Origin of the sequence: Ottowia sp. (genome assembly GCF_035325765.1) — a bacterium.
GTDB lineage: Bacteria > Pseudomonadota > Gammaproteobacteria > Burkholderiales > Burkholderiaceae_C > Ottowia.
Window position 1 is genome coordinate 23,771 of record NZ_DAOKZG010000011.1, and the last position, 18,803, is coordinate 42,573.

17 protein-coding genes and 2 pseudogenes are annotated in these 18,803 nt (G+C 61.4%); 4 read left to right on the top strand and 15 right to left on the bottom strand.

Annotated features, from left to right (window positions below; all coding sequences use genetic code 11):
- Positions 1–194: 194 nt before the first annotated feature.
- From PKA16_RS05920 to galE (PKA16_RS05935), 4 genes are all read right to left on the bottom strand, one after another.
- Positions 195–1,637, bottom strand: a complete 1,443-nt coding sequence (locus PKA16_RS05920) for an O-antigen ligase family protein (protein WP_324401356.1) — start codon at positions 1,635–1,637, stop codon at positions 195–197.
- A gap of 103 nt (positions 1,638–1,740) precedes the next feature.
- The gene (locus PKA16_RS05925; RefSeq protein ID WP_324401358.1) at positions 1,741–2,247 is read right to left on the bottom strand and encodes a hypothetical protein; all 507 of its coding nucleotides are present in this window, start codon (positions 2,245–2,247) and stop codon (positions 1,741–1,743) included.
- A gap of 125 nt (positions 2,248–2,372) precedes the next feature.
- Positions 2,373–2,882, bottom strand: a complete 510-nt coding sequence (locus tag PKA16_RS05930) for a hypothetical protein (RefSeq protein ID WP_324401359.1) — start codon at positions 2,880–2,882, stop codon at positions 2,373–2,375.
- A gap of 386 nt (positions 2,883–3,268) precedes the next feature.
- Positions 3,269–4,318, bottom strand: coding sequence for a UDP-glucose 4-epimerase GalE (galE, locus tag PKA16_RS05935; RefSeq protein WP_324401361.1), 1,050 nt, complete (start codon positions 4,316–4,318; stop codon positions 3,269–3,271).
- A 207-nt stretch (positions 4,319–4,525) separates the two neighbouring features.
- Here galE (PKA16_RS05935) and PKA16_RS05940 point away from each other — a divergent pair.
- Positions 4,526–5,661 (top strand): IS3 family transposase gene (locus PKA16_RS05940; RefSeq protein ID WP_324401363.1). Its coding sequence is split into 2 segments (ribosomal slippage): positions 4,526–4,781 and positions 4,781–5,661, totalling 1,137 coding nucleotides; the frame shifts between segments, so codons are not numbered across the junction.
- Positions 5,662–6,123: 462 nt separating this feature from the next.
- Here PKA16_RS05940 and PKA16_RS05945 read toward each other — a convergent pair.
- From PKA16_RS05945 to galE (PKA16_RS05960), 4 genes and pseudogenes are all read right to left on the bottom strand, one after another.
- Positions 6,124–6,678 (bottom strand): sugar transferase, encoded by a 555-nt coding sequence (locus PKA16_RS05945; RefSeq protein ID WP_324401365.1) that lies wholly within the window; start codon positions 6,676–6,678, stop codon positions 6,124–6,126.
- Positions 6,679–6,683: 5 nt separating this feature from the next.
- On the bottom strand, positions 6,684–7,616 hold the full coding sequence (locus PKA16_RS05950; protein WP_324401367.1) for an NAD-dependent epimerase/dehydratase family protein: 933 nt from the start codon (positions 7,614–7,616) through the stop codon (positions 6,684–6,686).
- Positions 7,613–8,755, bottom strand: a complete 1,143-nt coding sequence (locus PKA16_RS05955) for a glycosyltransferase family 4 protein (protein WP_324401369.1) — start codon at positions 8,753–8,755, stop codon at positions 7,613–7,615. The genes PKA16_RS05950 and PKA16_RS05955 overlap by 4 nt, the downstream gene beginning before the upstream one ends.
- 6 nt (positions 8,756–8,761) lie before the next feature.
- Positions 8,762–9,781 (bottom strand): annotated as a pseudogene (galE, locus tag PKA16_RS05960) (UDP-glucose 4-epimerase GalE).
- A 73-nt stretch (positions 9,782–9,854) separates the two neighbouring features.
- Between galE (PKA16_RS05960) and PKA16_RS05965 the strand changes: the two are divergent.
- Positions 9,855–10,814 (top strand): IS5 family transposase, encoded by a 960-nt coding sequence (locus PKA16_RS05965; RefSeq protein ID WP_324401371.1) that lies wholly within the window; start codon positions 9,855–9,857, stop codon positions 10,812–10,814.
- Positions 10,815–10,923: 109 nt separating this feature from the next.
- Here the strand turns inward: PKA16_RS05965 and PKA16_RS05970 are convergent, their stop codons facing one another.
- From PKA16_RS05970 to wecB, 3 genes are all read right to left on the bottom strand, one after another.
- Complete coding sequence (locus tag PKA16_RS05970) at positions 10,924–11,985, bottom strand: hypothetical protein (RefSeq protein WP_324401373.1); 1,062 nt, start codon at positions 11,983–11,985, stop codon at positions 10,924–10,926.
- Between the two features lie 303 nt (positions 11,986–12,288).
- Entirely contained in the window at positions 12,289–13,401 is a 1,113-nt protein-coding gene (locus PKA16_RS05975; protein WP_324401375.1) for a glycosyltransferase, read from the bottom strand.
- Positions 13,398–14,492, bottom strand: coding sequence for a UDP-N-acetylglucosamine 2-epimerase (non-hydrolyzing) (gene wecB / locus PKA16_RS05980; RefSeq protein ID WP_324401377.1), 1,095 nt, complete (start codon positions 14,490–14,492; stop codon positions 13,398–13,400). The genes PKA16_RS05975 and wecB overlap by 4 nt, the downstream gene beginning before the upstream one ends.
- A 182-nt stretch (positions 14,493–14,674) precedes the next feature.
- On the opposite strand from wecB, the gene PKA16_RS05985 reads away from it, so the two are divergent.
- A complete protein-coding gene (locus PKA16_RS05985) occupies positions 14,675–15,601 on the top strand; it encodes a hypothetical protein (protein ID WP_324401379.1) in 927 nt (308 codons plus the stop codon).
- Positions 15,602–15,623: 22 nt separating this feature from the next.
- A complete protein-coding gene (locus PKA16_RS05990; RefSeq protein ID WP_324401381.1) occupies positions 15,624–16,382 on the top strand; it encodes an HIRAN domain-containing protein in 759 nt (252 codons plus the stop codon).
- 81 nt (positions 16,383–16,463) lie between these two features.
- Here PKA16_RS05990 and PKA16_RS05995 read toward each other — a convergent pair whose 3' ends face one another.
- The 4 genes and pseudogenes from PKA16_RS05995 to PKA16_RS06010 form a co-directional block, all read right to left on the bottom strand.
- On the bottom strand, positions 16,464–17,189 hold the full coding sequence (locus PKA16_RS05995; RefSeq protein ID WP_324401383.1) for a hypothetical protein: 726 nt from the start codon (positions 17,187–17,189) through the stop codon (positions 16,464–16,466).
- Between the two features lie 359 nt (positions 17,190–17,548).
- A complete protein-coding gene (locus PKA16_RS06000; protein WP_324401385.1) occupies positions 17,549–18,151 on the bottom strand; it encodes a hypothetical protein in 603 nt (200 codons plus the stop codon).
- 125 nt (positions 18,152–18,276) lie between these two features.
- Positions 18,277–18,486: pseudogene (locus PKA16_RS06005) on the bottom strand (UDP-N-acetylglucosamine 2-epimerase); the annotation flags it as partial.
- On the bottom strand, positions 18,483–18,665 hold the full coding sequence (locus PKA16_RS06010; RefSeq protein ID WP_324401442.1) for a hypothetical protein: 183 nt from the start codon (positions 18,663–18,665) through the stop codon (positions 18,483–18,485). The gene PKA16_RS06010 and the pseudogene PKA16_RS06005, both read right to left, overlap by 4 nt.
- Positions 18,666–18,803: the final 138 nt, after the last annotated feature.

The following is an 18,803-nucleotide window of genomic DNA, read 5'->3' on the forward strand; positions in this document are numbered from 1 at the left end:
TGCGCTCGCGATGACTGCCCTGGCATGGAGACCGCGGGACCGCACAACGCGCAGCACTGGATCGCCACGGCCTGCGGCCTCGCGATGACGGCTCTGGAGTGCGACCGGGTCGCCACGCGGCCACGCCGCTCGCGACGGCGGCGGAGGCATGGATGCAAAGGCGCGGACCACAGCCCGCGCAGCACCTCACTCCCTCACCTGATCCACCCACCCCCGTGCTGCACCCCGACCTCACGCACGCGCCGCCGGGACGCATCGGTGCGCGCCTCCAGCCGCCCCTCCCCAGCCTCCAGCGGGCGCAGGTACACCCCCGCCAGAAAGCTCGCCACGATGGCCAGGGCCGGGATGTGCATGTTGAACTCGACCCAGCTGTGCAGCAGCAGCGCCAGCACGCCCAGGCCGGCCAGGCAGCGCAGCGCCAGCTCGGACGACAGGCGCCGCTCGGCGCGCAGCGCGCGCGCCAGCAGCACGAGCTGGCGCAGCGCCAGCGCCAGCGCCAGCCCGACCAGCAGCAGCGCCGGCGCGCCCAGCTCCATCGCCATCTGCGCGTAGTCGTTGTGCGCGTGGTTGACGTACACCGGCGTGGCCGGGGGCTGGTAGCGCGGAAACACCGACTCGAAGGTGCCCAGGCCGCTGCCCCAGGGCCACAGCGCGCCCGCCGCCTGCCACGTGGCGGCGGCCATGGTGTGGCGCACCTCGGCGTCGCTCTGCAGGCGCCCCTGCTCCAGCCGGCTGGCCAGCCCGCGCAGGTCGATCGAGGCCAGCGCCAGCGCCACGAACACGCCGAACAGCGCCACCAGCGCCCAGCGCTGCCAGCGCCGCAGGCCCGCGCCCTGGTAGCGCAGCTGCAGGCCGCCGGCCAGCAGCAGCACCACCAGCGACGCCAGGATGCCGCCGCGCGACTGCGTGCTCAGCAGCACCACCAGCAGGCCGAAGCCCAGCAGCAGCAACAGCGGCCGCGCGGCCCCGTGCAGCCGGCCGCGCGCCTCGCCGTCGCCGCCGCGGCGCAGCCGCAGCCAGGCGTAGAACCACACCGGCAGCAGCATCGCCAGCAGGTCGGCCAGGTGGTTGCGGTTGGCAAAGCTGCCGACGAAGCCCTGCCCCGGCAGCCCGAAGTACAGCGGCGACTGCCGCCCGCCGGCGAACTGCGCCACCGCCAGCACCACCTGCAGCGCGCCCACGCCCAGCAGCAGGGCCATCAGCCGATCGATCTGCGCGCGCGGCAGCCGCAGCGCCGCCACGAAGGCCGCCGCCAGCGGCACGCCCGACCACACCGAGGCCCAGGTGGCCCAGGGGTTGAGCGACAGCGGCAGCCGCGCCGGCGCCGCCACCCCGCCCGCCCGCAGCGCCTCCAGGTAGTCCTGGCGCCCGGCCAGGGCGGACCACCAGTGCAGCGGCAGCGGCACCAGTTGCAGCAGCCCGAGCCAGGCCGGGCTGGCCGCCAGCACCCCCACCGCCACCCACCACCACGCGGGCGGTCGCGCCATGGCCGCCGCACCCGGCGCCAGGCGCTGCTGCATGGCCTGCCCCAGCAGCAGGGCCAGCAGGGCCAGCGCCAGCGCCAGCAGCACCGACAGCGCCACCTCGCGGTTGCCGCCACGCACCAGCGGCGCCAGCACCAGCAGCAGCGCCAGCAACAAAAAAACCAGTTGGAAGTCCCAACTGGTTCTGGTGGCCGATCGTCTGTGCAACGTGCTGCCCGACTCCGGGCCCGCGCGCACGCGGGCCGCTGCTGCGGTGTTACTGCCCGGACGCCGGGCCGTGGTTGTTGTCGACGATGGCGGCGATCACGATGCCGGTATCGAACACGATCGCGGCCAGCGCGTCGGTGGCGATGCCGCCGCCCAGCGCGCCGCTGGACGCGGCGCCGGCCTTCTGCACCTCGGCCGCGGGCGGCGTGATGCCCCCGCCCAGCGGTGCCTGCGCCAACTGGTAGGTCGGCATGAGCTGGCGCACCGAGGCCTGCAGTTCGCTGCACTTGAGCTGGCCGCGCACCGTCAGGTGCTGGCTGCCCGCCAGGCCGATCACGCAGCCGTTGTTCAGCACCAGGGTGGCGGCGCCGTCGCGCGCCACCAGGATCGACGCACCCTCGGGCACGGCCATGCCGTCGGCCGCCACCTTGACCGCCTGCGCGCTCGTCAGCGTCACCGCGCCATGCACGTCGTGCAGCGTGCCGACCACCGGCTCGGCCGCCGCGGCACCCAAGGCCAAACCGAGTCCCAGCGCCAGGGCTGCGTACTTTTTCATGCTCGACTCCTCAATGAATGGCAGTTTTTACCACATTGCCGGGGCCGATTCCAGCGCGGGCGTGGTGTTTCTCCGACGGCCCAATGCGCGTATTGCGGTGCCTGGGAGCGTGGGCGGCCCGGCCCTTACTGCCCGGACGCCGGCGTGTCGTCGCCCCCGCCGCCGCCACCGCCCGCGCCCAGCAGCGCCAGGCCGGCCACGCCGGCGGCGACCACGGCGGGGTTCACGCCCGCCTCGCCGGCCGCCGCCGTGCCCGCCTCGGCCGCGCCGGCCGTCGCCGGCGCCGCCTGGCCGGCCGGCAGGAGCTGTTGCACCGACGCCACGAGTGCCTTGCATTCCAGTTCGCCGCGCACCGTGAGCTGCTGGCTCGGCTGGAGGCCGACCACGCAGCCGTTGTTCAGTACCACCGTGGCCGTGCCGTCGCGCGCCGACAGGATCGTCGCGCCCTCGGGCAGCGCCATGCCATCCGTCGCCGGCCGCGCCACTTGGTCGTTGGCGACCACCATCACGCCGCCCTTGACGTTGCGCAGCGTGCCCACGTTGGGCTCGGCCGCGCCGGCCGCCAGCACCACGCCCAGCCCCAGGGCCAGGCCAATCAGCTTGTTCACCATCTTCTCCTCGACCGGGCCGCGCATGGCGCGTCCCGTGCTGCCGCGCCCCGCCTGGGCCGGCTTGTAAGAGATTTTAACGTGTGGGCGGGGTCGCGCGGCCGCGCGCGGGGCGCGTCATCCGCAATTTGGCACGGATCGGGCGGGCCGCAGGGCGCGCCCGGCACGGCGCTGGGCGCGCCGGCCGCCGCACCGGGTCGCCCCGCTGCGCCGCGCGGACGGCGTGGCTGCGCCACTCCGATGGCGGCCCAGGAGTGTGGGCGGTAGAAGGCGTCGAAGCGAAACGTGCGAAAAGCGAGGACGGCGTGGTGCTGCCGACAAGCCCAGGATGGCCCCCTGGGTGCGGTCGGCAGCACCGCGATGGACCGGTTTCTCGTGGGTTGCAGCCGGCGCGCCTTCTGCCGCCCACGCTCCTACGCCTCTGCCTCTGCCCCCGCCCCCGCGTACCCGCGCGGATTGCCCGACTGCCAGCGCCAGGTGTCCGCCATCATCTGCGCCAGCCCGCGCTCGGCCGTCCAGCCCAGCTCGCGCTGCGCCTTGCCCGGGTCGGACCAGCATTGCGCCACGTCGCCCGGGCGGCGCGGGGCAATGCGGTAGGGCACGGCGCGGCCCGAGGCCTGCTCGAAGGCGCGCACCATCTGCAGCACGCTGTAGCCCTGGCCGGTGCCCAGGTTCCACACGTGCCAGCCGCTGCGCGCGTCCAGCGCGGCCAGCGCGCTCAGGTGGCCCGCGGCCAGGTCGACCACGTGGATGTAGTCGCGCACGCCGGTGCCGTCGGGCGTGGGGTAGTCGCCGCCGAACACCGCCAGTTCGGGCAGCCGGCCCACCGCCACCTGGGCAATGTAGGGCAGCAGGTTGTTGGGGATGCCGTGCGGGTCCTCGCCGATCAGGCCGCTGTCGTGCGCGCCCACCGGGTTGAAGTAGCGCAGCACCGCGATGCGCCAGCGCGCGTCGGTCCGCGCCAGGTCGCGCAGCAGCTCCTCCACCATCAGCTTGCTGCGCCCGTAGGGGTTGGTGGGCCGGCCAGTGGGCGTGGCCTCGCTGATCGGCATGGTGGCCGGGCCGCCATACACCGTGGCCGACGAGCTGAACACCAGGCGCCACACGCCCGCGTCGGCCATGGCCTGGCACAGCGCCAGCGTGCCGCCGACGTTGTTGTCGTAGTAGCGCAGCGGCTGCGCCACGCTCTCGCCCACCGCCTTCAGACCGGCAAAGTGCAGCACCGCCCCCACCCGGTGGCGCCGCAGCAGGTCCCGCACCAGGGCCGCGTCACGCACGTCGCCCTGCATGAAGGCCGGCGCGCGCCCGGCGATGCGCGCCACCCGCGCCAGCGACTCGCGCGAGCTGTTGGCCAGGTTGTCCAGCACCAGCACCGCGTGGCCCGCCTGCAGCAGCGCCAGCGTGGTGTGCGAGCCGATGTAGCCGGCGCCGCCGGTGACGAGAATGGTGGGTTGGTCGCTCATGGTGTGGGGGCCGCTGGCATTGGACTGGCGGCATTTTCCATCGCCTGGGTGGGCGGCCATGCCTGTGCGGGCGCACCGCGCCATCGCGCGACGTCACGGCAAGCCGTCGCTGCGGACGGCAACGGCCCGCCGCCCCGCGTGACCTGCCCCCCACCAGCCGTACCAAGGTAAAGGAAGCGCAGTCCGCTCACCAGGAGAATGGCGGACATGAGGAAGAGCAAGTACAGCGAGGAACAGATCATTGGGTTTCTCAGGCAGGCCGAGGCCGGGATGCCGGTAGCGGAGATCTGCCGCAAGAGCGGCTTCAGCGACGCGACGTTCTACAAGTGGCGCTCGAAGTTTGGCGGCATGGAGGCGTCCGATGCCAAGCGACTGCGCGAGCTTGAGGCGGAGAACGCCAAGCTCAAGAAGCTGCTGGCCGAGGCGCACCTGGACATGCATGCGCTCAAGAGCGTGCTTGGGGTAAAGCGTTAGCCCCACAGGTCAAGCGCGAGGCGATCGCCCAGATGGTCAACGAACACCACCTGTCCGAGCGCCGCGCGTGTGGCCTTGTGGGGCTCTCCCGCGACAGTTACCGTCACCCGCCCGAGCTGGATGCCGCCACGCGCGAGTTGGCCGATCGGATCGTCGAGATCGCCCAGGTGCGCCGGCGCTTTGGCTACCGGCGCATCCACGACATGCTGCGCCCTGACTTCCCCGGTGTGAATCACAAGAGGGTCTATCGGCTCTACAGCGCGGCCAACCTGGCCGTGCGCAAACGCAAAAAGGTCAAGCGGCCGATCAACGAGCGCGTGCCGCTGCAGCTGGCCAAGACGGTCAATGAGGTGTGGAGCATGGACTTCGTCAGCGACAGCCTGAGCACCGGCCGGCGCATCAAGTGCCTGGCGGTGGCCGACGACTTCAGCCACGAGTGCGTGAGCATCTGCGTGGATTGGGGCATCTCGGGCCAGTACGTCACCCGACTGCTCGACCAGGCAGCGCTGTTCAGAGGCTACCCATTGGCGGTGCGCACGGACAACGGCCCGGAGTTCACCAGCCGCGCCTTCATCGCCTGGGTGCAGCAGCACCACATCCGACACCTACTCATCGAGCCGGGCAAACCCATGCAAAACGGCTACATCGAGAGTTTCAACGGCAAGTTCCGCGACGAGTGTCTGAACGAACACTGGTTCCAGTCACTGCAGCAGGCTCGCCAGACGATCGCCACCTGGCGGCGCGACTACAACGAGGTTCGGCCGCACAGCAGCATCGGACGCATCCCGCCCGCGCAGTTTGCCGAGCAGCACCGCCGGCATGCCGGCGGTGCTGCTCACCAGATCCCAACAACCAACGAGATCACGTAACCTTCAACCCGGACTCCTTCCAAAACCCTGGTACGGCAGAAGGGGGCAGGTCACGCGAGGCGGATGCCGCCGCCGCGCCTGCACCCGTCATTGTGAGGAGGCCGCAGGCCGACGCGGCAATCCAGTTCGACGACTCGAAGGCACAACGACGACCGGATCAAGTGCCACGGTTAGCTGGGAAGATGCCGCAGGGACGCACGACGCGCAGCACTGGATCGCCACGGCCTACGGCCTCGCGATGACGGCCGGGAGGCGGATGTGGCGGTGCGGGCGGTTACCGGCGCGCCGCTCGAACCCGTCATTGCGAAGCGCCGAAGGCGCTGTGGCAATCCAGTTCGACGTCTGAAGACACAACGACAGCTTGATCGGTCACCGCGACCAGGCATGGACACGACGGCTCATCGGGATGACTGGTGCTGGCGGCACGCCGAGACCGCTGGGCTTCGCATTCCCACGACCGCTTTACTGCCTCACCGCATCACCACGCCCCGCGCCCACGACCGTCTGCACGATCCAGCGAAAGTAGTTGACGAGCGTGAGCGAGGCCAGCATGCGCGCATCCGTTTCCGCCAGCAGCTCAGGTGTCGACATGTCGATCCCGCTGACCTGGGCCAGCCCCGTGATGCCCGGACGTGCAGAAAACACACCGTGGCGCTCGCGCGCCTGCAGCAGCTCCGCCTGATTGAACAAACCCGGCCGAGGGCCGACCAGGCTCATGTCGCCCCACAGCACGTTCCAGAGCTGCGGCAGTTCGTCGAGCTTGGTGCGGCGCAGAAACTGACCGAATGGCGTGATGGCACTGGCGTCGGCCAGATGACTGGCCACCGACGCAGTCCCGACCCGCATCGTTCTGAATTTGACGAGGGTGAATGGCTTCTGGTGCCGCCCCACACGCTCCTGTCGGAACAGCGGCGACCCTGTATCGAGCAACCCGATCAGGTAAACCGCCAACAACAACGGGAACCCGAGCACCAATCCCAGGATGGCAAAACAGATATCTAGCAAACGCAACATCATGCCCCCTAATTTTTCCAGGAGCGCATAGCCGTTTGCATATCCACTATCGGCCTCCAACCGAGCAATGACTCGGTTTTTCGAATATCTACCTGCAGATCTCCACAGACTCTATCCACAAGCTGCGCCTTCCCGAACAACCGAGCGCCCGCCCGTATCAGTGGCACAGGTATAGGCAGCAACCGTGCTGGTCGGCCGATCGCCCGCCCAATACGCTGGAGAAGCACGGTAGTGGACACATCCTCCGCATCGCCGACGAGGAATGTCTGATTTGCTGCTGCCGGATGATGAACGCATACGACCAACAAATCAATCAGGTTTTCTAACGCCACCAACGTGCGACGGTTATGCACCGCACCCAGCGGAAGCCAAGCCCCGCGTCGCACGGAAGAAATCAACCGGCCGAAATTTCCCGGTGCATGTTGACCGTAGACCAAAGGAGATCGAATAACAACCACCTCCATCCCTGTTTCCGCAGCGATGGCATACAAACCCTGCTCGGCTTCCCATTTTGAGACTGCATAAGGTTCTACGGGTGCAGGCACATCGTCAGCGGTAAACGGCGTCCCATGCGTCGCCAGACCGTTGACTCCAATGGAACTGATAAAGACGAGACGCTGCACACCCGCCACCGCAGCTTGTCGCGCCAAATTCAACGTCCCCTCGACATTCACCCGTCGGTATTCGGCCATCGGATTCAGTGCAGCATCCTGCGTGAGATGTGCGCGCGCTGCCGTGTGGATCACCACCTCCACCCCTTGCAAGGCGGCAGACCAATCGGTGTCGTCATCCAGACTAAGCACCACCACTGCCCCGGCAACGCCAGCCGCCTGAGTGGCAGAGCGATACACCGGGCGCAATGCAAAACCGCGCAGGCCTAGCGACATCAAAAGCGCACGACCTACGAAGCCAGAGGCCCCGGTAATCAACGCCGGGCTCATGCCTCATCTCCCAGCAGCCACGCCATCAGCCGGATATTGACCTGATGCACATCAAACCGCTCCACAGCCATGCGGTGGCTGGCTTCGCCCATACGCTGAACGACTTCCGGCTTTTCAATCAGAAAAATCATCTTTTCAGCCAACATCTGCGCATTCCAGCGCGGCACCAAAAAACCATTCACGCCATCATCCACCGTATCGCGGCAGCCAGGCACATCCGTCGTGAGGACGGCGCGCCCTATGGCCATCGCCTCCTGGGTACTGCGGGGTACGCCCTCTCGGTACGAAGGCAGCACAAACACACTGCTTTGGGCCACCCAATCTGATACGTTGGATACATAGCCTGGGTAGTGAATAACCCCCTCATCCAGCAATTGTTGAAGCTGCTGCTGCTTTAGGGCCCCAGGGTTGCAGTCATCCACCGCGCCCAACACAACAAATTCTGCGTTTGGATAGCTCTTTTTAACCTGCCTTGCAGCGTCAACGTATTCAAAGATACCTTTTTCTGCCAGCAAGCGCCCAATAAAAATGAAACGCATTGGATCCAAAGGTGCTGGCGAGTATGGAAATTTCGCCAAATCCAAACCAATACCACCCAATACCTTATAAGACCTTACTCTCAATTGATGGCGTTTAAGTAAATCCACCGGGTCATCATGATTCAAAAAAATCAACTCATGCAACAGCGGCAAAGACAGGCGATACAAAAAGACCTGAATTTTTCTTAAGACTGCCTGCTTAAAACCCAGCCCCTGCGGAAGATCGGTAAACACATAGCCTAGCCCTTCCAGCATGGCCGCTCGCCTTTTTATCCCAGAAAGATAAGCGGCAATAGCCCCATAAATAGTCGGCTTGACTGCACGGCAGAGCACTATGTCAGGTTGCAAGTGATTTAATAATTTTTTAATTCCAAAAATACAAAACAAATCCGCCAACGGATTCATTCCACCACGGTCAAGCCGATAGTCTACTGGCCGCGCCCCCAGATCACGAATGGCCTGAGCGGATTCTGGGGTGTAATCCGTGCAGCATACTGTGACCACATGCCCGGCACTTACCAAACCGGCAATGAACTCCGCACGAAACAGCAAGGTATCTTTTCCTATGGTGCTGAGCAATACAATTTTCTTGATACTCATAGATGATTATTTCTTGCCATATCCATTCGGATTGGCCTGCTGCCAGCGCCAGACATCTTCCATCATCTGCTCGAGCCCCCGCTGGGCACGCCAGCCCAGTTCTGGTTGGGCCTTGCCGGGGTTTGACCGACACTGGGCAGTATCACCCGCCGGGCGGGCAACGACTTGATAAGGCACGGCGCGGCCTGCCGCTTTTTTAAAGGCGCGAATCATCTCCAGCACGCTACACCCCTGCCGAGTGCCCAGATTCCACACATTCCAGCCGCTGCACCGCTCCAAGGCTGCTAGCGGCTTCAGATGCCCGTCCACCAAATCCATCACATGGATGTAATCACCAACACCAGTGCCATCGGGCGTCGGGTAATCTTTGCCATAGACGGAAAGCTGCCGGAGCTTGCCCACCGCCACCTGGCTGATGTAAGGCAGCAAATTATTCGGAATGCCATTCGGGTCTTCGCCCATCAAGCCTCTTTCGTGCGCGCCCACAGGGTGGAAGTAGCGCAGCACGGCCATGCGCCAGCGCGGGTCAGACTGCGCCACATCGGCGAGCACCTGCTCCACCATCAGCTTGCTACGGCCATAGGGGTTGGTGGGCATGCCCGTGGGTGTGGCCTCCGTAATGGGCATCTGCTCCACATCGCCATACACCGTGGCCGATGAACTGAACTCCAGCTTGAACACCCCCGCCGCCTGCATAGGCTAGCACAGCGCCAACGTGCCTGCCACATTGTTGTCGCAATAGCGCAGGGGTTGCTGCACGCTCTCGCCCACCGCCTTGAGGCTCGCAAAGTGCAATACGGCATCAAAATCATGTTTCGAGAACGAGCTTTGCAATAATACCTTATCACACACACCCCCAACAACAAATTCAGGTTCACACCCGATAATTCTCCTCACCCGTTTTGTTGATTCTGATGAGCTATTACGGAAATTATCCAAAACCACGACATCACATGTCGTTTACAACAGAGCAAGTGCAGCATGAGAATCTATATAGCCAGCTCCGCCAGAAACAAATATTTTCATACATTAAGGAAAGTCTGCACAAATCGCACTGTGCCGTGCCCGATTGGGGCGATGCGGGCAGACAATCGAGTCCATGAAGCAAGTTGATCTTGGCCTGAACCTGACGACCAAGCGCACGCGCAAGCGTGAATTTCTGGCGCAGATGGAGCGCGTGGTGCCCTGGGCGGCGCTGGTGGCGCTGGTCGAGCCCTACGCGCCAGAAGGCAGGCGCGGGCGCCCGCCCTTTGCTGTGCAGACCATGCTGCGCATTCACTTCATGCAGCAGTGGTTCACGCTGAGCGATCCGGCGATGGAAGAAGCGTTGCACGACGTGCCGCTGTTTCGAGACTTCGCGGGGTTGAACTGGGACACGGCCATACCCGACGAGACCACCATCCTGCGGTTTCGCCGTTTGCTGGAGGAGCACAGGCTGGCCGAGCAGATTCTGGCGCTGGTCAATGAATTGCTGGGCGCCAAAGGCCTGCTGCTGCGCGCTGGCACCGCAGTCGATGCGACGCTGATTGCCGCGCCCAGCTCGACCAAGAACAAGCAAGGCCAGCGTGACCCTGAGATGCACCAAAGCAGGAAGGGCCAGCAGTGGTACTTCGGCATGAAGGCACACATCGGAGTGGACGCGGCCTCGGGGCTGGTGCATACCGTGCGCGGCACCGCTGGCAACGTGGGCGCTGTGATCGAGGCCAACAGCTTGCTGCACGGTCAGGAAACCCAAGCCTGGGCAGACGCCGGCTACCAGGGGGCGGACAAGCGCCCCGATGCCAAGCCTGGCGTGTGCTGGAACATCGCCATGCGCCCGGGCAAGCGCCGCAAACTGGACAAGAGCAGATTGGTCGATGAACTGACCGAGCAACTCGAACGCCTGAAAGCCAGCATCCGGGCCAGGGTCGAGCATGCACTCCGAGTCCTCAAACGCCAGTTCGGGCATGTGAAGGTGCGCTACCGTGGGCTGGTCAAGAACACCGCGCAACTGCACACCCTGTTCGCGCTGTCCAATCTGTGGATGGCGCGGCGAGCGTTGATGGGAGCCGAGGCATGAGTGCGCCTGCCAACGGGCGCCAAAAATCGGCTGTGCAGAGCGCCGAATTGGGAAGCTCGCCCGATCTGGCCGCATCAGCACACCTCAATGTGCATTGCGCAGAGGTTCCTTAATGATGGCAATTATTCAATTTAGGCTTGCCAACAACAATCTTCACAAACCATGAGAAAACAAATAAAATAAATGAATTGAATAAAAAATATTTTAAAGTCGTATCCCAAGGGGAATTTAGCAAAATCCAGAAAATGTAAAGGAAATACATCTTAAAAATCTGCGCGCTCCTTACGCAAGCAATTATTCTTTTTTCAAAGATGAAACCAATCTTCCCCAAGAAAATTATTATTAGAACAGACAAGATGCCAAAATAATAATAATAATATTGATGAAAATTTGGAGAAATACCGAATTTCAAGTCGCGATATGCACCCCCATTATATTTCATCATGAGATGATCCGTGCTACTGTAGAAATTCTCAAAGTTATCCAAGCGTTCTTGGTGAGATATAAAATTCCCCAACAATGCCCCTGGAATTGCCGCAATATTTTTCAAGCTTGACTCTGCAATCACCGCCGGCCAAAACAAATCAAATTCTTGGTGTCCTTTTTTAACAATCACACATGCAAATGGAGTATCATCTTCTGTCGCCGCATAATTAACAGCCCTGGTTTCAAACAAATAATTCGTTAATCCCTTTCCAAAAAATAAAATGAACCCCAACAATCCAATGAACAAAAGACCTCTTCCCTTAAAATGACGAATGGCGCGCCAAGAAATCCTCACCCTCCCGATAGAAACAACAAATATCGACAATAGAATTGGGGACACAAGCGCCCCCCTTCGCCCCAAGAGCAAAGCGACACCAACAATAATCAAAAACTGCAATAAATAAATCCGTCTCCTCTTAATATAAAGCAGTATCACGGATAAAAAAACACCAAGAAATAAAAAGAAATTAATGAATGGCCACACGAACTCGAAGCCCGGAATCCTCACGGACATCGCCCCAGAAAGCTGCTCTCCACTACCCCACGACGCACCAATGAAACCGTAAACAAAAACCATCAATGCCAAATAGAGTAGAACAATAATTCGATTAACCTTTACAAACCACGCTAGCAACTGCGGATTCTCTCTCAGGGCAATCAAAGAAAATGAATCGGTAATTTTCACTCTTTTAATTGATGAATTATAACTCAGATAAAATAAAATGATTGCAATCGCAGAGAAAACCGTCCCGTATATATAATCACCGTTATCCCACAAATAAATTTTTTTATTTATGAAATTATCGCAATAGTTCAGAAATATCGGTCGATAAAATATGAAAAAAGAACTTAATAAAAATCCAAAGTCGATAATGCCTATATATTTTTTTTTATTTATCGACAAAAAAAATAAAATCGCTCCTATAGAAAACAAGAGCAGCATCAAAAATTCATACATAATTAAAATCGCCGAGCAAAATCACAATATCTATTTCAAAAAAAATTCATACGCCCTTCTCAGTAAACCAATTTTTTCAACAAAATCCCGAGACTCCTCAGAAACCACGCTCTTATCAAAACCCCTCACGGCCCAACAAAACCCCAAAATCTCCGCCAAATCCTCCGACCCCTTTTTGAAATACGGGAAATCATCAGAAAAAACATCCTGATAATCCCCATACGCCGGCAGGCCCAGCATCAAGTATTCCCGCACCTTCAACGGACAAGCCTGTTTCATTTCCTTTCTTTTCAAAGCAAATGAAGAAAGACCAACCCAACATTGCGCACTAAGCTCAATTATCTGTTGCTGATTCATGGCACCATACATTCGGACGCGGGAATCTTTGGTAAAATCCAGTAAATCATCCGGTACCTTGCCCACCAAATGTAGAATGAAATTTTCCTGACTTTTGGCGACCTCTTCCAGCAATATATCCAATCCATGCCACGGGGCAAAATTGGCCACGAAAAGCAGTTCGGGTACATCCTGGTTTCGCTTGTCTTCCAGCGGCAGGTCTTTAAAGATGATTCCATTGGGATAGACATAGGACTTCTTTTGCAGGCAGCCTGCCCGTCTCAGTTCGTGGTCCACAATTTCCTGTGTCACCCCAATAATGCCCTCTGCCTTGCGTATGCAATAGCGGCCAATAGCGCTTTCCAAGCCGGAGCGCACAAACCCTGAAACCCCTCCTGGCAGGGCCAATTCCGGTACTTCTAGGGTATGGTGTATAAAATAAACCGGCTTCTTACATGCACCCACAAATTCCAGTTGGTAAGGGTCGTGCACGTAGTACCGCAGCAAATAGATATCCACCTTTTCCTGTTGCTGCAAGAGCCAGCGGTGATAATTTCTTCGCAACCGAATCCAAGCCATTAATTTACTGGCAGAGGATTTCATTTTTTCGTGGTCTATTGCAGCGTCCTGATGTAATACACTTGCAGTATTCGGGGTATTTTTTGGACAATACATACGCACCTGCCAGTCTATATCCAGCGTATTAGCCGCCTCCTGCTCCCAATCCATTTGCGCCAAAATACCCGATGGCGGCGACAGCAGCGCGGCACTGTGCAATATCCGTGGTTTTTTATCTGCGTTACTCATTGGATCGTGCCTTTGCTCAACATTTGCACCACCCGCCGCGCCGTATCCCCAGCACCATACGGCTGCACATCCTGCCCCCGACTACCCAGCGCCCCACTGATTGCCGCTTGCAAGGCCCCCGCATCCACCGGCGGCGCCAGTCGGTTCCAGCCCGCCTCCACCAGCTCCACCCATTCCGTCTCGTCGCGCAAGGTGACGCAGGGGACTTGATAGAAAAAGGCCTCTTTCTGCACGCCGCCACTGTCGGTGGCAATCAGGGCGGCAAATTTTTCTAACTGCACCATGTCGATATAGCCCACGGGGTCGATCAGCTTGACCTGTTGGGCCAAGGTTTCCAGCAGCCCTGCCTTTTGCAGCACGCCACGGGTGCGCGGGTGCAGGGGCCAGACCACGGGCAGTTGCCAGGCGGTGTGGGCCAGCGCCTGCACGATGGCCGCCAGACGCTGCGGGTCATCGGTGTTCTCGGCCCGGTGGACGGTAGCCAAGACGTAGCCCTTCTCCTTCAGACCCAGTGCCGCCATCAGACCCATACCCGCTTGCACGCGGGCGCCGTGGTGCAGGGCCACGTCGTACATGACGTCGCCGACCTGGTGGATCTGCGAGGGCGCAACGCCTTCGCGCAGCAGGTTGTCGGTGGCGGCCTGGGTCGGGGTGAACAACCAGTGCGAGATGCGGTCGGTCAGGATGCGGTTGATCTCTTCTGGCATGCGCATGTTGAAGCTGCGCAGCCCGGCCTCGACGTGCGCCACGGGGATGTGCAGCTTGGCGGCGGCCAGGGCGCCGGCCAGGGTGGAGTTGGTGTCTCCATAGACGAGCACGATGTCGGGCTGCTCCTTCAGCATCACCTGCTCGACCGCCTCCAGCATGCGCCCGGTCATCGCGCCGTGCGTACCCCCATGGATATCCAGGTGATAGTCGGGCTTGCTCATGCCCAGTTCGTCAAAGAACACATCGGACATGTTGGGGTCGAAGTGCTGCCCGGTATGCACTACGACCTCTGTCAGGCCGGGCGTCTGGGCGATGGCGTGCGAGACCACGCTGGCCTTGATGAACTGCGGGCGGGCGCCCAGGACGGTAAGGATCTTTGGCATCGATAAGATGTGTCGCCCGCGCCAAGGATGGCGAGGCGGGCGCGCGGGAGGATGACTTCGTGCTTGACGAGGGCCCAATTGTCGCCGACCCAAGCGCGCGCCCGTGTATTCTTCCCTGCATGCGCAGCGCACATTGGCAAACCGCTGGCGAAGAGCTGGACGTCGCACGGTGGCCACCGGACGTGGACCACCCCTATTTCCCCGAGGGTTCGCGCGACAAGCGGCTGTTGCGCTGCCCTGATCCGCCCCCGCAGCCGTGGCTGGTCGCAGGCCACCGCTACCTTTTCAAGGAATCGCGGCCCGTCTACCCCGACCAGTTCTGGGCCGAAATCGTGGCCAGCCGGCTGGGGCGACTCACCGGCGTGCCGGTGCCGCCGGCCTATGCGGCCTGGGATTCGGCCAGTGGCGATTGTGCTGCCTTGATCGAATGGTTCTGGGGCTACCCGGGCGGACCGCCGCAGGGCTTCGTGTCCGGCGGGCTGTTCATGAAGGCGCTGATCAAGGATTTCGACTACCAACGGGGCACACAGCACAACTTTTCCCACATCCAGCTTCTGTGCCGTGCGTTTTCGCGAGCCCGTGGCACGAGCACATCCAGTCCACTACTTGACGGCGACTGGCTGCTGGACTGGGCACGCATGCTGACCTTCGACGCACTGATCGGCAACACCGACCGACACCAGGAAAACTGGGGCTTCGTCTACACCCGCACCGAAGCGGGTGCCCCCCGGGCCTTCGCCCTGTCACCCGCCTTCGACAACGGCACCAGCCTGGGTCACGAGCGGCCGGCAAACCAATTCGAGCGCTTCGCGCAGGCCGCTTACCGCCAGCGCTACATCGACAAGGGCCGGCACCACCTGAGATGGCAGCTTCACGACGCGGAGCGTTGCGGCCATCTCGAATTGCTGCAAAAGCTGCTGCAGCAGGCGCCGCAGTGCCGTCAGACGATGCTCTCCGTGCTGCGGTTCGACCCCCCGGAACTGGAACGAGCAATAATGCCTCTATGCGACCTGGCGCTTGCGGTGCCACTTGACGCGGGACGCGCCCGGTTCATGATGAGTCTGCTTGCGGCACGGCAGCAGCATCTACTGGATGCCTTGCGCCCTTGAAGTCGAGACAGGACTTTGACCGATGAATTTCATTGAACACGTTCGGGAGCCCGCCCGGCTGCTGCTCGTCTGGCAGGGGCCGGAGGGATCGTCGCGCGTGCGGCACACGGTGGCGGAGCTGCTGCGGCATCCGGGCGGCAGCGTACGCCTGCGCTATCTGACCGACGTGGCAGGCGCGCGCGCTGAGGGCTTCATCGGGTTCCCGGCCTTTCGCAAGCTTGACCAGGAATATGAGCAAGGCGTGCTGGAAACCTTCATGCGCCGGTTGCCACCGCGCTCACGCGGGGACTACGCACGCTATCTGGAGCAGTTTCGCCTGCGGCCGGGCGCCGAGATCAGCGACTTCGCCCTGCTCGCCTACACCGGCGCCAAGCTCCCGGGCGACGGTTTCAGCATCATCGACCCACTCGACCAGGTGACCGCGCCCAGCGAGGTCATCATCGAGGTGGCGGGCTTTCGCCACACGTCGCAAGTGCCTTTGGACGAGATCACGGTCGGATCGCCGGTGCAGTTGGTGGCCGAACCCGACAATCCGCATGATCGCAATGCCGTGGTCATGCTGACGCAGGGCCGCAAGATCGGTCACGTGCCGCGCCAGCAGGCCGTGGGCGTGCGCAGGTGGATGGATCGGGGCACCCTGTCCGCCCACGTCGAGCGCGTCAACGGCACGCCGGAGCGCCCACTGGTTTACGTGTTCTTGCGGTTCGGCAGCGATGACTCCAGTGCCCCCGATCATGATCACTCGGCGGCAACTCCGGCTCGACCGGCGTACGCCGTGTAGCAACCTGTCGCCGTCGCCACCTCCACGGATGGCAAGCACCGGCTGGTGCGGGCCCATCCACTGACTGCCGAGCCCGGCCGATCAGCGCGGCGTTGCTCGCAACCGTTGACGGAAAGTCGTCTCATGCACGACATTCGGATCGTCCGTCAAATAAATGATCCGCCGATCCAGCAGAGATGAAACGACAGTACGCAAATCAAAAGATATCACGCCGAAATCCGAAGCGAGATGCCGCGCATAATTTGGAGGGTCGGTCAGTCGTACAAAGCACGTCCAGCCATTGACTTCGGCAAATGTCAGGACTCCGAATTGTTTATCTCTGTATCGACATCGCTCATCAGCATGACCAAGCGCCGGCATGAATATGCCATTGTCTGCCGTGAACAGATAAATTGAGGCATCATAACCGAGGTAATCACCTCCAGAAATACCATTCGGCAGTATGAACAGATCCACACAATAAGGGGGTTCGGCATCGAGTTCGATGCCAATCCGTTCCCGACCATGGCGCAATGAAGATGGGCCAGGCTCTCCGTGCCCAAACACGACGGCACTCACCACCGGATAAGCAATGACATCCGCAGACTTGACGTAATCATGGCTATCGACGCACACGCGCCGACTGCCGTCCTTGAAATGCACCTTCGGCACGCTGACCTGCCCATCTTTTTCAATCCCGAATGAATGCCAGGAAATGGCATTGAATTCCGGTCCGATTCGGCGCAGATGATCGCTTGAATAAAAATACGTCGCATGGTCCAGCGGCGCATAAAAATCCAGAAGGACGTCAACCTCTCCGGAAGTCACGCGGTTCCTTGCACGCGCGGCCCGCTGAACCTTGGCTCGAAACAAATCGTGCCCTCTCACGCTGACATAGAGTTTGTTCTCTACCACTGCCTGCCAAGAATGGGCTTGAATTTATTCGACACTCCCAGACCGCCAAAGGGACTGTGCACGTCGGGGTCAGCCAGCATCACAGCAAACGCTTCCAGACGCGCAGCCCGGCAATGCCGGGCAGAACGAAACGGCTCCAGGACGAGACACCGGATCGAGCCACTGGGAACGGCATCTTCGAAGATTCGTAGCCTGCTCGCGCACTGAATCCTGAACCAGACGAGTCGCCGCCGTCCATTCCATCAGAACAAAGAAACAAGTCTCGACAACGCTTAGGCAACCGTAGTTCCATTGGCCAAGGCATCAAGCGCGGCCGGCCAGGACATGTCTTTGCGCCAAGTCTTCTTCGCCTCCTTGAACCACGGATGGCCGTGCATCTCCGCCGGCAAGGCGCGCAAGGCGCCATACGGCGTGCGCGCACCATCTGTTGCGGCGAGCAGGCGAGCCAGGCCGTTTGGCGTCAGGCGCACGGTTTCCAGGCGCAGCGAATCGCCGCCGTGCAGTTGTAATGTGACCATCTTGCGCTCCAGCCAGATGCGCAGCGCCGCATCATGGACAGCAAAGCTGAGATATGTTGCACTTGCGGATACCTCGATCTGGGCCAGCAGGCGGCGGAGCCGCATCAACGCCTCGGCATCTGCCAGCGCCGGACGGCGCAGCGCCAGGTCCGTGAGATACGCCTGAGCCCCGCGCAACGTGATCCGAAAGGCCATTGCAACCGCTGCAGGGCTGCTCTCGACCTTGCCCGCGTCGATCGCGGCCTGGATGATGGCAATCTCCATCTCCCGCTTTGACAGGCTGCCCAACGGCGCGATGGTCAATGCACGCCAGAGCCGATCGTCCACCGACTGTTCACAGATCGCAGTCATAGTCACGCTACCGGTACCTCCTGATACAAGCGCTTCTTTTCCTGGTCGGTAAATTCCGAATCGTGCCACAGCAGCGTCAAGGAGCCGCCAACGGCACGGCACGCGTCCTTGAGTTGCAGCAACTTGGTGCCACCGTGGATATCCAGGAGGTGATCAGGCTTGCGTATGCCCAGTCCGTCAAAGAACACGTCAGACATGTTGACGTCGAAGTGCTGGCCGGTGTGGGCAAGCACCTCGGCCAAGCCGGGCGTTTGCTCAATGGCATGAAAGACGACGCTGGCCTTGATGAACCGCGGGCGCGCGCCCAGGACGGTGAGGATTTTCTTCGTGGGTGGGCTCAGACCACCAACGGGTTTGCGCTGGTGGGCAGGGGTTGCAGCACGGCGATGTACAGCGGCACCAGCTGCCGCTTGACCGGTTCGCAGAGGTAGTTGTCGTCGTAATAGCGCGACGCCTCGCAGTCCGCGCCCTGGGAAGCGCCGCCGCAGCACAGGCTCGGCCGCGGGTCGAAGATGTGCACGTTGCAGCCTTGCTGAGCGCAGTCTCGCGCAGCCCAATCGGGCATATTGCGGTGGTGGTAGATAGCTAGCGGCATGGGCGGCGAAGCCGAGGGTGCGGCACAACTGCGCAGTGCGTGCTGGAGACAAGCCCAGAATCG

Excerpts from the sequence above, each read along its gene's own strand:
- PKA16_RS05955 (WP_324401369.1), bottom strand. The coding sequence starts at position 8,755 with ATGAGTATCAAGAAAATTGTATTGCTCAGCACCATAGGAAAAGATACC.
- PKA16_RS05965 (WP_324401371.1), top strand. The coding sequence starts at position 9,855 with ATGAAGCAAGTTGATCTTGGCCTGAACCTGACGACCAAGCGCACGCGC.
- PKA16_RS05990 (WP_324401381.1), top strand. The coding sequence starts at position 15,624 with ATGAATTTCATTGAACACGTTCGGGAGCCCGCCCGGCTGCTGCTCGTC.
- PKA16_RS05950 (WP_324401367.1), bottom strand. The coding sequence starts at position 7,616 with ATGAGCCCGGCGTTGATTACCGGGGCCTCTGGCTTCGTAGGTCGTGCG.
- PKA16_RS05945 (WP_324401365.1), bottom strand. The coding sequence starts at position 6,678 with ATGATGTTGCGTTTGCTAGATATCTGTTTTGCCATCCTGGGATTGGTG.
- PKA16_RS05975 (WP_324401375.1), bottom strand. The coding sequence starts at position 13,401 with ATGAGTAACGCAGATAAAAAACCACGGATATTGCACAGTGCCGCGCTG.
- PKA16_RS05925 (WP_324401358.1), bottom strand. The coding sequence starts at position 2,247 with ATGAAAAAGTACGCAGCCCTGGCGCTGGGACTCGGTTTGGCCTTGGGT.
- galE (WP_324401361.1), bottom strand. The coding sequence starts at position 4,318 with ATGAGCGACCAACCCACCATTCTCGTCACCGGCGGCGCCGGCTACATC.
- wecB (WP_324401377.1), bottom strand. The coding sequence starts at position 14,492 with ATGCCAAAGATCCTTACCGTCCTGGGCGCCCGCCCGCAGTTCATCAAG.
- PKA16_RS05930 (WP_324401359.1), bottom strand. The coding sequence starts at position 2,882 with ATGCGCGGCCCGGTCGAGGAGAAGATGGTGAACAAGCTGATTGGCCTG.